This window comes from Pseudomonas sp. PB3P13, from assembly GCF_054897735.1.
Window position 1 is genome coordinate 905725 of record NZ_CM142702.1, and the last position, 14606, is coordinate 920330.

At 49.5% G+C, this 14606-nt stretch carries 12 protein-coding genes; 5 read left to right on the plus strand and 7 right to left on the minus strand.

Annotated features, from left to right (window positions below; all coding sequences use genetic code 11):
* Positions 1–116 precede the first annotated feature (116 nt).
* The gene (locus ACYZT1_RS04025; protein ID WP_462017778.1) at positions 117–974 is read right to left on the minus strand and encodes a hypothetical protein; all 858 of its coding nucleotides are present in this window, start codon (positions 972–974) and stop codon (positions 117–119) included.
* A gap of 380 nt (positions 975–1354) precedes the next feature.
* On the opposite strand from ACYZT1_RS04025, the gene ACYZT1_RS04030 reads away from it, so the two are divergent.
* A complete protein-coding gene (locus tag ACYZT1_RS04030; RefSeq protein ID WP_133836645.1) occupies positions 1355–1543 on the plus strand; it encodes a helix-turn-helix transcriptional regulator in 189 nt (62 codons plus the stop codon).
* A gap of 423 nt (positions 1544–1966) precedes the next feature.
* Entirely contained in the window at positions 1967–2641 is a 675-nt protein-coding gene (locus ACYZT1_RS04035; protein ID WP_462019186.1) for an inovirus Gp2 family protein, read from the plus strand.
* A gap of 1077 nt (positions 2642–3718) precedes the next feature.
* Here ACYZT1_RS04035 and tnpC read toward each other — a convergent pair.
* Together tnpC and tnpB are read right to left on the minus strand one after the other, a co-directional pair.
* Positions 3719–5272, minus strand: a complete 1554-nt coding sequence (gene tnpC, locus ACYZT1_RS04040; RefSeq protein WP_462017779.1) for an IS66 family transposase — start codon at positions 5270–5272, stop codon at positions 3719–3721.
* Between the two features lie 17 nt (positions 5273–5289).
* Complete coding sequence (gene tnpB, locus ACYZT1_RS04045; protein ID WP_412041168.1) at positions 5290–5649, minus strand: IS66 family insertion sequence element accessory protein TnpB; 360 nt, start codon at positions 5647–5649, stop codon at positions 5290–5292.
* 40 nt (positions 5650–5689) lie between these two features.
* Here tnpB and ACYZT1_RS04050 point away from each other — a divergent pair, with 40 nt between their 5' ends.
* Positions 5690–6169, plus strand: coding sequence for a hypothetical protein (locus ACYZT1_RS04050; protein WP_462017780.1), 480 nt, complete (start codon positions 5690–5692; stop codon positions 6167–6169).
* Between the two features lie 152 nt (positions 6170–6321).
* On the opposite strand, the gene ACYZT1_RS04055 is transcribed toward ACYZT1_RS04050, so the two are convergent.
* Complete coding sequence (locus ACYZT1_RS04055; RefSeq protein WP_462017781.1) at positions 6322–9333, minus strand: DEAD/DEAH box helicase; 3012 nt, start codon at positions 9331–9333, stop codon at positions 6322–6324.
* Between the two features lie 695 nt (positions 9334–10028).
* Here ACYZT1_RS04055 and ACYZT1_RS04060 point away from each other — a divergent pair.
* A complete protein-coding gene (locus ACYZT1_RS04060) occupies positions 10029–11015 on the plus strand; it encodes a toll/interleukin-1 receptor domain-containing protein (protein ID WP_462017782.1) in 987 nt (328 codons plus the stop codon).
* A gap of 242 nt (positions 11016–11257) precedes the next feature.
* Complete coding sequence (locus ACYZT1_RS04065) at positions 11258–12400, plus strand: restriction endonuclease (RefSeq protein WP_462017783.1); 1143 nt, start codon at positions 11258–11260, stop codon at positions 12398–12400.
* 165 nt (positions 12401–12565) lie between these two features.
* On the opposite strand, the gene ACYZT1_RS04070 is transcribed toward ACYZT1_RS04065, so the two are convergent.
* The 3 genes from ACYZT1_RS04070 to ACYZT1_RS04080 form a co-directional block, all read right to left on the minus strand.
* The gene (locus ACYZT1_RS04070; protein ID WP_462017784.1) at positions 12566–13165 is read right to left on the minus strand and encodes a hypothetical protein; all 600 of its coding nucleotides are present in this window, start codon (positions 13163–13165) and stop codon (positions 12566–12568) included.
* Positions 13166–13502: 337 nt separating this feature from the next.
* Complete coding sequence (locus tag ACYZT1_RS04075; protein WP_462017785.1) at positions 13503–13835, minus strand: hypothetical protein; 333 nt, start codon at positions 13833–13835, stop codon at positions 13503–13505.
* Positions 13836–13868: 33 nt separating this feature from the next.
* A complete protein-coding gene (locus tag ACYZT1_RS04080) occupies positions 13869–14528 on the minus strand; it encodes a hypothetical protein (protein WP_462017786.1) in 660 nt (219 codons plus the stop codon).
* Between the last annotated feature and the right edge of the window lie 78 nt (positions 14529–14606).

The window sequence follows — 14606 nt, forward strand, 5'->3', positions numbered from 1 at the left end:
CTGATATTTTAAGTTGTTGATTTACATCATTTTTTAAATTAACAAAATTTATCTGGAATACCTTTTGGAATACCGTTTTAAGCAGTCTGGAGGGAGAAGTGCGTCTAACGGCGAGATCAAGTTTCAGCCAGGTAGTCCCCAGATTCTGCTTCTGCCGTGATTAGTCGTTCCAACACCTGAGCTCGTTTCAAGCTGTGCTTCTCGCTTAGCTCATCCAGTAGATGGATGACTTTTTTGGAGAGCATGACGTTGAACTGCTTTTTGTCCGCCGCACGCTCGTCGAACTGCTTGCGACTCCATCGGTTCTTGATCTTCTGAACGATGTATTTTCGTTCCTGGGAACCGTGCCCTGCTTTATCGAAGTATATGAGCAAATCGTCGTAGCTGCTGATAGCGGCCCGTCCTTTGAATATGGACTTATCATTTTTTTCCAGCCACTCCCAAGCGCATTTGCAGCGTTCATTCGTCTCTTTCCTATCCTTGAACCACTCAAAATCGCGATCTCGCGCTTCATGCTCCAGCCAATCGGCGCGCATATGGCCGATTGCGATGACTTTCTCGGCGACATCGAGCTTCCAGAGGTCAAGCATTGCGATTAAACGGTTCTTCCCGGTGAGGCGGACTAGCCCTCGCGGAAACCCTTCTGCGGGTCCCTGGTCGGTGACCGGCTCAATCTGTCTCAGGAGCCATTGAGACTGTCGCTCATTACCATCAATCCATCTCAAACAGCTATCGGGCACCAAAAATTGGTCCTTTTCCGAGTTAACACTCTCGAGGATGCCAGATCTTTCGCTCAGGTAGCTGGCGAGAGTTTCTCTCATCGTAATGCCGTTGCACGTGACAGAGTCGAAATGGGCATCGTGGTATTGGTTCAGCCACAGCCACAGCCAGATGTCGTGACGAGCGTCATAACGTGGATCGTTGAGCAATCGGCTCAGCTCATCCGCCTCGCTGCTATCAATGGTCAGGGCCATCGAGGGTTCCTTTCATGTGTGGTTTTACTATTAGCATTCTATTTCAAATCTATAAGAAATCTATAAATGTTCTATAAGGGTTCTATTGTGAATCTATGAGTATTCTATGAATTTTATTTAACCTAGATTGCAGTATTCACTGGGCTTCTACGGCTTTTTTTGGTTTTTCATGCCTAATCGTGCTGCGCAGAATTTGTTCCGCAATGGTGAGAGGCTGGTGGGCGCTATGATTGGAGCTAGATAAGCCCTACTTCATGTGGAAGTGGGTCCGTTGGGTCGGCTCGTGCGGTGCTATAGACGTTGCTGATAAATAGAAGAGCGAGGGCCGTAGTTTTTTACCCGTTCTGCCAATCCTCTGAACGAACAGAGGAGCCCCGTTCATGAGGATCATTCGCCTGAAAGACGTCATCGACTCAACCGGTCTGGGTCGCTCTACCATTTATAAGTACATCGCCGAAGGAGCCTTCCCCAAGCCGGTCTCACTGGGAGAGCGCAGCGTTGGTTGGGTGGAGGAGGAGGTACACGAGTGGATTTTGGCTCGGATCGAAGAGCGCGACACGGCCGAATAATTTGTTGCGTGAAGGGTGTTGACTAACCGGCATAAGCGCCATGGTCGGATCAACTCCGACCATGGCGCTTATGCCGGAGGCCGTGCGGGTCATTGCGGCCGCTTCAGTGAGTCATGGCCTATGTCGAAGTTGGGCTGATCACTGCTGATAGCGTGATCCGCGACAGTGTGAGTAGACCCATGCATAGGAGATGCTTTTTTTCCAGAGTGAAGGGATTATCAAAAAAACAACGTCTCATTGGGATTTCAGTAATGTGCCTTCGCAGCTCTCGGAGGTCACTTTCTCGGTGCGGGTAATATGCTTTATAGACCTGTACAGAAGGGGGCATCCCTCGAAGGCGTGTGCATCAGGGGCAGGAAGGAGGCAGGGTTAAAAACTACTCAGTGTGCAGAGGTTATGACCTCCACTCCAAGAGTAGTAAACATGCTTCGTCATCCCGATAACCGAAACCTTCACTTCCATTACGACGACACCTTCGAAGGGCTGCCAGTGATGGTGGAGAAAGGCCCATTCATCCGCGAGTACCTGGCTGATTTAAAGCGAACCATCGATTTTACCTTTGACCAATACTCAAGGGTGCTCGCATTCAGGGTGGACCTACGGCTTCCCTGTGACATTGAACTGGACGATTACATAGATTCCAACGAGGTCATTAGCAGGTTCTTTGCCTCATTCAAATCAAAGGTGAAGCATCACCGCGAAATGGCTTCACGGCGGTACCAGCACGCTCATAGCTGCAAAGTTCGGTATGTGTGGGCACGAGAGCAAGGGTGGCGTGGAAGGCCGCACTACCATCTGCTGATTTTGCTAAACCGAGACGCCTTTTACACGGTAGGCAAAATCGCCTCAGACCGAACCAACATGTTCAGTCGCTTGAACGAGGCGTGGGCGAGCGCGCTGGGGATGTCAGTCGATCTAATTGCAGGCCTGGTAGAAATTCCAGATAACGCGACCTACCGAGTAGCCAGCGGAAAATCTGCTAAAGGAGTTGTTGACGACGGGCTTGGTTCGCTTTTCAGGAGGGCTAGCTACCTCTGCAAATCGGCTACCAAAGTCTACGGAAGCAGTCAGCATGGGTTCGGTTGCAGTAGGGGGTGACAGCTTGGGTTCAAGTTTGTGTAGTTCGCTCATTAGACCTGTACCGGAGGGACGAATATGAAGCGTTCAATACCAAGTCGATACGACACCCTGCTGGCAGAGCAGTAAGCTAAAAATGGTGTGAGGAAAAAGTTTAGGTGAACCGGCCCTCATTTTGTAGTCAGCACAGAGCTGCTTCTGGTCGTAAACTGGGTCATATACCTTCAGGGCTTGGTGCTGCTTTAGCAGATGTTTTCATAAACCAAAATGGATAGGGATATCGACAATTGCACACTCACACACCACCTCTGATCTACCTAGATAGCTGTGACTATTCCAATCTTAGCAAGCCAGGGGTAGATGGGCCGGATGCGCAGCATTTGGCGGCGCTCAGGGCGATTAAAAATCGCGGTGAGGCAGTCTTCGTTTTCTCGGGAGCACACATTTCAGAAATGTCGCCGATGGATCAGCAGTACGCGTCTGCCGCATCTGAGCGGACGAGACTGATGGTGGAACTCTGCGGTCGTAACACAATGATCTCGTTCGATCGGCTAATGAAGGCGGAACTCGCCCGCTTGTCTACACAAGACGCTAAGTCTGTCACTGCGGTGGACGGTGATGGCGAGTGGTTTCCAGAGATGGGGGCGCTCATGAGCCCTATTGATGAACTGGATGTTACAGGAGCGCTGCAGCAACAGATGGATGAGCACGGAATGAACCGCAAAATGCGGAGGATCCTGAAGGCTGGCACAACAAACAAGCATGGGCGTTTTCGTAGTGATATAGAGCAACGCTGTGGCCAGCGGCTGGATTACAGTGAGCTGCTTGAACGAACGCCAATGCGTCCCCGGGATATGACAGTGCTAAAGAGCTACATCCTAGGGAAAGCGACGCGAGGAGATGCCGACAAAGCTTTCTTGGAAAGCCTCAGAGACCCCAGCTACATGGCTCAGTGGTTCATCCACCACCACCACAAAATGGGAGCTATTGGCGACTGGGTCAGACGACCAGCGCGAGAGCTTATTGATAGTTGCGAGCAAACGCTTTCTAACCGTATCCGATCCATGAAGCACACCTATCGCCAGGTGGGCCCCTCGTTTACCGTGGCATTTCCGGTGAGCAGTTCCACGGCAGCAAGGCTTCGTAGTCTTCCACCGACGAGGCATGCGGCAAGCGCTCAAGTACGTGGCGCAGCCACGTATAGGGCTCTTGGCCGTTGACTTTGGCGGTCTCGACCAAGCTATAGATCTGCGCACTGGCGATGGCGCCTTTGGGTGTATCGCTGAACAGCCAGGCCTTGCGCCCGATCACAAACGGCTTTATTGCACGCTCCGCCGCGTTGTTGTCGATAGGTAAAAAACCAGCTTCAACGTAACGCTCCAGCCGAAGCCAGTTGCTCGCCAGATAATTAACCGCTTTACCCAACACGCTTTGCGGTGTCACTTGGGACTGCGTTTTATCCAGCCAACTTTTCAACTGGGCGAGGATCGGCAAGCTCTTTTCCTGCCGACCGATAAATCGCTGCTCGTCGCTGACGTCTTTCAGCTCACGCTCGATGCCATACAGCTTGTTGATCATCGTCAGTGCGATATCGGCACGCCCGGTCTTGCCCTTGGGCTGCACTTTCTGTGCTTCCACGAATTTGCGACGTACATGAGCCATGCACGCCAGACGTTCCACGCCCGGTTGCAACGCCAGCGCGTTATAGCCTGCGTAATCGTCGGTCATGACATAGCCGCGATAACTTTCCAACAGACGCAGCGGTACGTCCTGCGCACGGCTGGAGGTGTAGTCGAACAGCACGACTTTGCGATCCGGCGGGCCGCTTGCTTGCACCCACATCCAGGATTGGCTGGTCGGGTCTCGATCCGGCTCTTTGAGTACCTGGACGCGGGTTTCATCGCAGTGGATGACCGGACTTTCCAGCAACCGCTCGCGCATCAGATTCAATAACGGTTGCAGATGTTCGCCGCACTGGATAATCCAGCGGGCCAGCGTTTGGCGCGGGATTTCTATGCCATGTCGGCTTAGCACCGTTTCAAAACGATGCAGCGGCAAGCCATCGACATACTTGGTGGTCAGCAGCATCGCCAACACGCTTGGACTGGCCATGCTCTTTTCGATTAATTGAGCGGGCTTGTCGGCGGTGACCGGCGCTGTTTCACAGCCACGGCAGCCGTAAACCTTGCGGATATGTTTGATCACGCGGATCTGCATCGGCACGATGTCCAGCTGTTCGCTGGTTTCTTCACTGATCACATGCTTGCGGCAACCGCAGGCACAGGTCAGTTCGTGTTCGGGCAGTTCGTGGATGACTTCGATACGCGGAAGATCAGCCGACAAGGGTTTGCGCTTACCACGGCGTAGAGTCGGAGCAACGACTTCTTCGTCAGCGTCGCCGACTGAAGGCATCGGCTCGCTTTCGGGCTCGTTGAACAGTGCCAGTTGCGGCGTGTTGAGCTCGACCGTCTGCTCGGACTTGCGCCCGAAGATACGGTCACGCAACAGCTTGATCTGTTCTTTCAGATCAACAATGTGGGTGGCGTAAGCGTCTTTGACTTCCTGCTCGCGCGAGCGTGCTTCGTAACTCTCAAGCAGCATCTGTTTGAGCAGTACGGGATCGTCAGGAAGGTTTTCGGGCAATGGTCGCATGCCCTGGATTATACCCGTCAGGCAACAAACCTTGGAGTCAAAACCTTGTGCGGGCGGTTGCGCCAGAGGTCAAACCCATCCAGTAACCAGTTCAGTTCTTGCACCGTCAGCACGATGGCCTCATCCAGTTCATCGGGTGAAGTTTTGAACCGCTCGGACTCCAGACGCTTGAGCCAAAGGCAGAAGCCGTTGCGCTCCCAATACAACACCTTGACGCGGTTGCGGTGGCGATTCAGAAAAACGAAAAGCACGGGGTCAAACACCGCGACTTTGATATCCAGTTCGACCAGCGCAGCCAGGCCGTCGATGGACTTTCGAAAGTCCACCGGTTTGGGGTAGAGGTACACTTTTTCAACACTGGCATTGGGACGCATCATGGTGATGGGCTCCTGATGGAAATCGGGAGCACAGCATCCGTTGTCAGCTATTCGCTTGGAATGTGGGGTTCGTGGAGCGGATACTTCTAACCTACGCGCGCACCTCGACGCGTTGCCGGAAAGCGAGCACGCCGCAGTCATGGCAGGCGTAAGTGGGGAGCGCTGGGCGAAGCTTAAAAAGCAGGGACTGATCGAGATCGTCAACCGGTTGCTCGTTCGCCTTTTACCTGGAGCTCCTGGCTGTGATGATGCAGGCAATATTGAGCAGTACTGTCCGGGTATCTTCATCTGTATTAATGCGTTCTACGACTCACTGCAGAAGTCATTTGGAGAACGACCGCGAGCGATGAAGTCCAGTGATTTTGTAGATGTTATCCACGCTCTATACATCCCTTACGTGTCGTATTTCAGAGCTGACAAGCACATGTGCGGCGTCCTTCAACCGCTTGCTCAGCGCTTCGGTACCAAGGTCGTCGCTTCACCTGCCAAGCTAACCGCTGCCCTAGGCGTAGCACTCTAAACAAGTGGTGGCGGAATATGCTCCTAGGGTTCGAAGCGGTCGGAGCCGCTGAGTGGAGCCTGTTAAGCAGCTGCTGGGGTGATGTATGCCTGTAGGCGCCCTGAAGGAAAAAACTGTTTATTCAAGCCTGACCAACTGATCTTCAAACTGCCTTATGGAGAAGTAAAAATCTTCAAATCCACATCTAGCTCATCCGCAGTGCTTAACCAATCCTCGATAAGTTGATATGCCTGAATACTTGCAGGCTGACAGGCGAGCGGATTTTCCATGCTTTTGATGAAGTGCTTGGCGGAAAATGAGTTACCAGTCACGATCCAGATCTCTTTTTTACATCTCATTGATGTTCTTCGCGTGCAAATGAGGTCCCAGACACTTTTGGAGAGAGAGTCGTCAATTGGCGCTGGACAGTTAATCATCCCGCCGAACAATCTATAGCGCGTATCTAACGGAAACTCTGCATTATTAGCGGGCCAAGCCTGGTGCCACGCTGAAAAATTTCCGGGCTTCAAGTTTTTATTACTCGAAACAAGCATGTGGATGTTTTTTATTGCTTGGCTGCCGACCTCGGCAATGGCACCTGCTGAGGACTGCGGCCTGAGAGCATCGCCGCATTTGACGTGGACAAAGCAAAGTTTCTCTGGTGAGGACAAAATAAAATCGCCCGGTTCAACTCCCATATCGCTACAAAATACGAGATCGCAACCTGGGATGAACTTAGCAAAAGGCCCTAGCTCTCCAAGGGGGGTCGTGGGATCTCCGTATCCTTTCAACTTATCGATAAGATGAAAAATCGAGTCGCTATCAAACTCATCTCTAGTAGTACGGTGATACTTGTGATCTTTAATATGGCCTTTTTCTTTGAGGTCTGCACGCTGCATTTCTAAAAGTGGAAATAGCGAATTGCCGGCGAAACTGTCCTCAGCGGCAATTCCCCGCTCATAAGGCAATGCCAACTTATAGAAAGCCCCGCCTAAATACGTAACGCCATCCTCGTACAAAACTTTCAGACGATGACCGTGATTTAGATACTCGACAATCCATTCGTGGTCCGCTCTGTCATTAGATGCTCCTGACAGCGCGACTTCAAAACAAGAGGAGTCATTAGAATATATTAGAGCAATTTCTACCAGTTCACCTTGGGCATCAAAACTTATTCCATTGTTGTAATCTATATACATAAACTCAGCATGGAGTTCTCCATGCCCGATCGGAGTGGGCCCATCGAGTTCAGTAAAATCCAGTAGTACAGAAAGAATTTCTGTATCCGGTTTGTCAGCTATAGGTTGAGCGTACGACTTGATAAGACGCCCGGCGTTACCCCCGGCCTCTATACATTGGCTGATCACGTCAACCCACTGCGAAATATCATACAGCGTGAAATTTGACTCTTTCTGGTCTACAATCCGACCCGATCTAGCGCCAATGTAGAAGCTACTGTCTCTCTTACCATCCAGTCCAATGTTATCGACTTTCACCATCGTCAGAGCGTATCGAGAGTTACTCTGACTACTGCGACTTCCATCAAGGTTTTTCCCTTTTAAAGCAACAGTTTCAGGACGGCTGACGGCTTGGCCAATAGCTCTGGCGTGAGTTTCTTTGATCTGATGAATTTTCGTTTTGGCTGCTAACGCGGTAAGCTTGTCAATGTGAATGGCATTATGAAGTCGGTACTTATCTTGATTGTAATAACGTCCGCCACCGCTATCAAATATCGCTACACCAGACTCAATTTCTTTCACGATTATTACGTGAAGTTTAGGCTCAAAAAACAACTTGTTTGAAAAGAATTTTGAACTATTGAATTCCACGTAAACCATGACTTTGAGGTCAAGGATATCTTCATAGGTTTTGACTAGAGCTCCGGCCCCATGCAGCTCCCAGTACAACCTATCCATTAATAGGGCCAGAGAAAAATCTTCCGCCTTCTGAACAAAGCATACTGACGCATGAGGAATTTTAAGATCATCTTCTGGGTCAAGACTGTTTAAATCCACACGCTCTTTGAATTTTCCATCAAAATAGCTGTATTTAGGGAAACTATTGAGAAAGGACTCAATCAAGTAACTCGTACTAAGTGAGCTTACGAACTCTGAAGCGCCTCCGCTGGCAAGATAATCATCAAACTTCTGATAGCCTTCCCACATTCCCTCGTTCGCGCCTTGGCTGAGGTCCAGCACCAATGGTTGGGCTTCTCCATAGCGCCGCACTATCCGACCTACGGCCTGCACGAGCTCACGGCCACTACCCAATTGGTAAGTCAGAATTAACAATTTGGCTTCTGGGATGTCAATTCCCTCGTCCAATTTATGCTGGTGGATGATTACTCTGAGTCCTTCAACCTTAAGTGCTGGGCCTACGCGCTTAAACTTATTTTGCATCTCGTCGATTTCTAATCGCTCATGCACGCTAGCTGTTATGAACAACGGGGACAAGAGAGCGTGGTACTTCTGTATTTCCTCAAGACTCTTACATTTAACAATGCACTTTAAACTTTCGTCGGAATCGAGATGCCCTTTGATTTTTTCTAGTAATTTAGGCATATCGACAATCTGTTCATAGACAGGCTCCGTGATAACCCGATCAGCGACAGCGTTCTTGAATGTATACACATAGAAGTGATCTGTGCTGACGTTCAACTCAAACAAGTCATTTCGATAGGGTGTCGCCGTGATTACCACTTTCATTGCTGCGGACTGGCGAATTATTTCTCGCCAAACAGGGGACGGTTCAGAGTGTCCCTCATCCACTATAATTAAATCGAAATTTCTTTGAACGTTTTCAAGCTTTTCATCACCGAGCACTGTCAGTTTCTGAAAACTTGTGATGTAGATACCTTCCCCTTGGTCAAAATTGGAATCACGATAAGTTTTTTTCAGATCGAAGTCTGCATCTTTAATTGTGACACGAAAAAACTTTCTTGATATTTCCCGGAATAGTTGGTCTTTAACAGCCTTGCGGTGACATATGACGAGAATTTTTGAGGCTTTAGATAGATGAGATATGAGCGAAATGACTCCAGTCTTTCCAGCTCCTGTTGGGAGATTAATCAGAAACGCTCTAGCTGACTCGTCCTCTTCAGCATATGCTACGAAGCTCCGGACTGCCTCAAGCTGGCAGTTCCTCAACTTCTCTTTTGCAAATTCCAAATATTCCAAAGTATCCAAAGTAGTCTTCCATGCGAATGAGGAGAGCTCATGCCGTTGCTTGCTAGGACAGTATCATGCTAAGCAAGAGTAGCAGAATGCCATGATCCGATATTAAGAACCGAATCCACAAGTTCCTAGTGAGCCGAGCAGCCCCTTCGGCGCCTTAGACTGAAAGGCGCCCAGGGATCGAGAGATGGTTGAAATGGTTGCTTCAACGGATGAATTGACCCCGGCCTCTTGCGGAGTCCTAGGCGTCGCCATAGTCAGCTTCGGGTTCGTGACAGGCAGCTTTTGGCCGATTGTGTTGAAAAATTCGGTTTTCCCAAACACTCGAATATTGATGGATGAAAACACCTCTGTTGTACGCTGCTACGTGAAATCCCAGTTCTGAACCTTCTACAAAAAAATCAGATTTCAAACTCAGGCGCGTACTTTTCTGGTGTGGAATTCGAAGCCGACTTTTTCAACAGAATCGACCGGAAGCTGCCGTACAGGCGGAACACAACCGTGTGGCACGGTTTGGCTTGAGCGGCCTGGGGCTTAGCTTCGTGACAACAGTTCAGTGCATCGATAGCCTGCTACGACCGTGGCTCGTTAGCTTCGAACATTCCCTTTAGGGGCCGTTTCATTGATGCTTACCTCGTGATAGTCAGGCCACTCCAGTGAGAGGGCAGGCTTGCCTGCACGAACCGACAGCCCAACGGAAAGAACACATGACAACAGCAGAACACAGCGGCTCTATCTTCATCTCGTACGCTTGGGGCGCAGGATTCGAAAAAAAGGAGTGGGTTCGGCAAGGCATTGTTGCCTGCCTAAATTGGAAGCACGATGTCTTCTGGGATCGTGACACGATGGCATTGGGCGAACTAGTTGAACGCACCATTGGTAAAGCTCTGGCAAAACGACCACTACTCGTCCTGTGCTTGTGTGATCAAGACTACCTGGAGGCCGCTCAGAGAATTGGATCGGGCCTGCACGAAGAGCTACGTCTGTTGGCGCAAATCGCCGACAAACCGGAGGTCAGGATTGTTCCACTGATTCTGGAATCCGGCTGTGCAGAGCGCCTCCCTGTCCCTCTGATAGGCCGTCTCTATTTAAACCTGCAGCACTTGCACAGCCTGAACCTCGACATTGGGATGACCATCTTGGGAGTGGCTGAGGGATTGACTCAGGCAGAGTTGCAAAGCGACATTAACGATCGATTGGCAGCCTTCCATTTGAGGCAGAGAGCTCTCAGCTTTCTGAAGCGACGTCCATTGACGATCTGGGGCAGTGGCCGGAATCATGAGGTGACTGTGCGGCCGGATGATGCCGCGCCCTACCTACTGAAACCGCCTCAATGGATGTGGGAAAGTAGTAGCTGGAATTACTTGCTTGACGACGATGAACCAACCTTCTGCCCTGCCAAGGGGCGCTGGCATTGGGAGTACGTACAACTCTCGACAGAGATGCGCCCTCTTGGTACCGCTGCGGTGTCGACATTCTTTCCCAAACTAACAGGCAAAAGGGAGCAGGGACTGCTAAACACGGTAGGCACGCTACTGGCCTCTAAGTTCTTTAGGATGGTCGAGATTAGCGAGCCATTCACTTTCGATGCGAATGACCTGGTGAATCACCTGATCCGTGACCATGAAGGCTTCGACGTTTTGGAGCTGCTACTGGATGCTGCAGAGGCCGCCGCCGAAGTAAGCCTGACCTAAGAAACACCGACTCCTTTGCGAAAGTTCATCCGCGTGCGTGCCCCCGCTGGTTCTTACGCCCCATTTTTTGACCTGTGTCAGTGGATGCTTGAGCGGCTTCCACTCTCGTTGAGTGATGCACCAAGTGTTCGAGCCTATCGTGGCTCAGGCTATTCAAGAGTATGTCTAGCCCGGCGCTTCGATTGCCAGCGTCGCGCTGACCAAATGTTATGCTCGATCCACTTACCTCAGGGAGAACTGATTTGAACGCATCAGGATTTATGCACAAATATTATGACTGGGCTGCCTTTGAGATCTTTATCAAAGAACTCTATGAGGAGGACGGTAACGTTGTAGTAGAAAGAGACGTAACAGAGATGGATCGTTACGGAGCTAGGCGGCAAACGGATGTAAAAATAACTCATCGAGCAAGATTTAGCACCTTCATCACTTTGGTCGAATGCAAACGTTGGAAGGACCCGATAAGTAGAGATCGCGTGGATGTTCTAGCCTCGAGTATTGAGGCGCTGGGGGCAAATAAGGGAGCTATCTTTACTACAACAGGCTTTGAAGCCGGCGCTATCGCCTACGCAAAAGGAAAAGGTATAGATCTTTTTCTAGTTCGAGATTTAACCGCAGTAGAGTGGGGATTGCCGGGTAGGGAGATCGTTTTACACTTGCACGTCAACTCGGCGATTTTTGTAAACATAAAATTTGACGCGCTCGCAATTCCACTTATAAAAAAACCACCTACGTCTCTTCAAATTCATGCATCTCTCAGCAAAGAAATGGCTCTAGACCCTGATCTAGACTTGTTTTCAATCGAAACGGGGCAGAGAGGCCCTAATTTAGTTGGGATTCTTGCCGATGCGCACGAAGCTATTCTTCACCACCTCGGAAAGTCTGTGGGTGTATTGGAGAATGGCGAAGATATGATCCTAGAGATATTAGCTCCATGTGAAATAGACCTGTCTCAAACTGATTTCCGTCAATTGCGTCTTGATTCGGCAGCAGTTGAAGTTAACAAAATCGGATTTTCCTTGCGTGCTCACATCCATCAAACCACCATAAAAATTGATCGAGGCATAGATTTAGATTTCGCACTTATGATCGAAAGCCATGTCTCTGACCAACGAATGGTGGCTCATCGAAAAATAAATTCCGCTGAGATATCCTTTGAGGTAACAGATATATCGTTAGATAAAAGAGCTCCGAATGAAGATATTTTTATTAACGGATCATTGGCTAGGGTCCAATGCTCTCCATATGTTGGTATAAATACGGTGAAGGCAACCAGAACAGGACTAAGTGACGGTACGCTTAAGATAGTTGTAGAGACTGAAGGGACAAAGCCCCAATTATCTTTGTCGGTTGTGAGACGTATAGCAGGAGCTTCTCAAGTTTGAGAAATGAATTGCTTCCAACCATCTAGAATAGCCCGACAGGCTGCTTTTGTCTGAAATGCAGCCGGTCAAGGATGGCCTATCTGCCAGAAGCGGGCTCTAATCGAACTTGTCGTTGAGGAGCATAGAATCCCTGATAAACGGCCGATTTTATAACGTGATTAAGGCTTAATACGGCATCAGCAAAATGTGCGTAGCGCCGATTCGTTCCAGGTAATCCTCCCCAATCAGCTGCGGGTGGTACTGCATGTCGGCTGTCATGTCATCCGGATGCATGAAACACATGCGGCCGATGACGCTCGGTATTTGATTCACCACGCCGTACGTGGTGCCGAATGTCATATCAATCACCTCATGGCTCGGCAGCGTCAGCCAAGCATGCAGATTCAGCGCTGGTGAAGGTATACCTTTTTTCAACATCATCTCGAGCTCTTGGTGATTGCTATGAAACACATTGCAGCCATTGTATTCGACGTACCCTAAGGTGAAGGCAAGCGGCATCCCCAGCGCCTCTTCCAATGGGGCTTTCAGCATTAAGGTTACAGCGAAACACTGCTGTGATACTTCTTCAGCCTGGTAATGGCCTAGGTACGCTGTCACCACTTGCTGGAAAACCTGGAGGTTGTGCTCGCTGGCAAACCGTTCTTGGGTGCGACTGAAACCCGAGGGTGCCAGTCCCCAGACTTTGCTTCGCTTCAAGGCTTGGTCAAATCGTCCTTCGTAATTGCGGGCTTGTTGGCCGGCAAACTGCCTGATCCATGAAAGCAATGGAGACCCCTTATACAGATGGAAAGCTGGAAAGCTGGAAGCTTCGGGCCAGAGGGATAGGAAATCAAGGGGTACGCGCGTTGTGCGTTTTTGATAAACCACCAACTTCGCATCAGTTAGTTCTTACTGGCTACTTGTCCGCCACCAGGGAGAGAGCTATGTGAGATGCTGTCGAAATAGTGGTGGCTAATAACAGTTCTCAGTTATTTAAATTGAATTAGAAGAAGTACGGGTGGAGTTATGATTCAGCTGCTACTCAAAAATAAAACTTTTGAGCCTTATGCCTTCCTTAGCTTTGCTAAGGAGGGCGTAAGGTTGATTTATGCTGGTGGGGTTTCTATTTCTTGTAGATGACGGCTAGCGTTGTCGGATAAAATTTGGCTATTTCGTAGTCTGGGTCGTAGGTTGCAATGTTGTGAGCTGCAATTGTAAGTCCGGCTGCTATTCCACCAACGATGGTAAGTGCTCCGACTCCGAGGGCTGCTATGCGGCCAGCGGTATATACCCTGCACGTGAGTCCCTGGGATTCAATTAGCCTTTCTAAGGTTTCTACCGTGTCACCAAAAAAATCAGATTCGAATTCTTTTATTTTGAAAGACTTTTTTTCTGAGATCATTGAAGAAATGTCCTCATTAGAGATTTCGCTGGCTGAGTAAACGTTTATATCCATGTTGTTTCCGTTTGCTAGTGATATTGGCAAGACTTAAAATAAATCTCTATTAAGACCCAAGAGCATCATGTTTTTATCGTAGCAAAGTGGTACTGAGTCGCAGTTGCCACCATTTTTCTTTACATCCTTTTTATCCACCAGCGGAAGATATTTAGGTAAATCCTGATCCTCGATGTCTTGCCCATTGATCGAACAGTTAAAAACTGCTGTTGCCATGCACACAACGTCAAGTTTGCTTACGTCTACCTGGCTTGATGATGGTTTTTCCCTTGTCTGTGGGTCGTAACGCTTTCCTCCGTAGCCCGGACCGCTACCCTCTTTATAAGCGACTACACCGCCTGACGTATCCGTGCCCAAGTACCATCCAGTAGTAACGCCGTAGAGTCCAGCGGGTGCATTTCCCATAAACTCGCCTTGATGTGCGCATGTTCCTGCGCTATCGCAACTGGTAAGTCGAAATCCCGGAACCGCTTTAATGAAGCGATTTCCATTTTGATCTACGTAAGGCCGGTTCACCGATTGATATACGGAGTTTGGAAGAGAACAGTTGAAATGTTTGATCGACAATATCGGAGCAGGGGTCGGTGTCTTATCGCACACGCGAACGTCCACATCCGCAGCGGCTGTGATGGCTACACCTGCCTGTAAAACTACTATTAGCATTGCGTTAATTAGTGAGGTTTTAATATTCATCTTAGTGCTCGGTTTTCTGATTGTGGGTTGGGTTTGCATGGCGCCCAAAAACTACGCTTTAGGGCAGTGTTCTGAGCG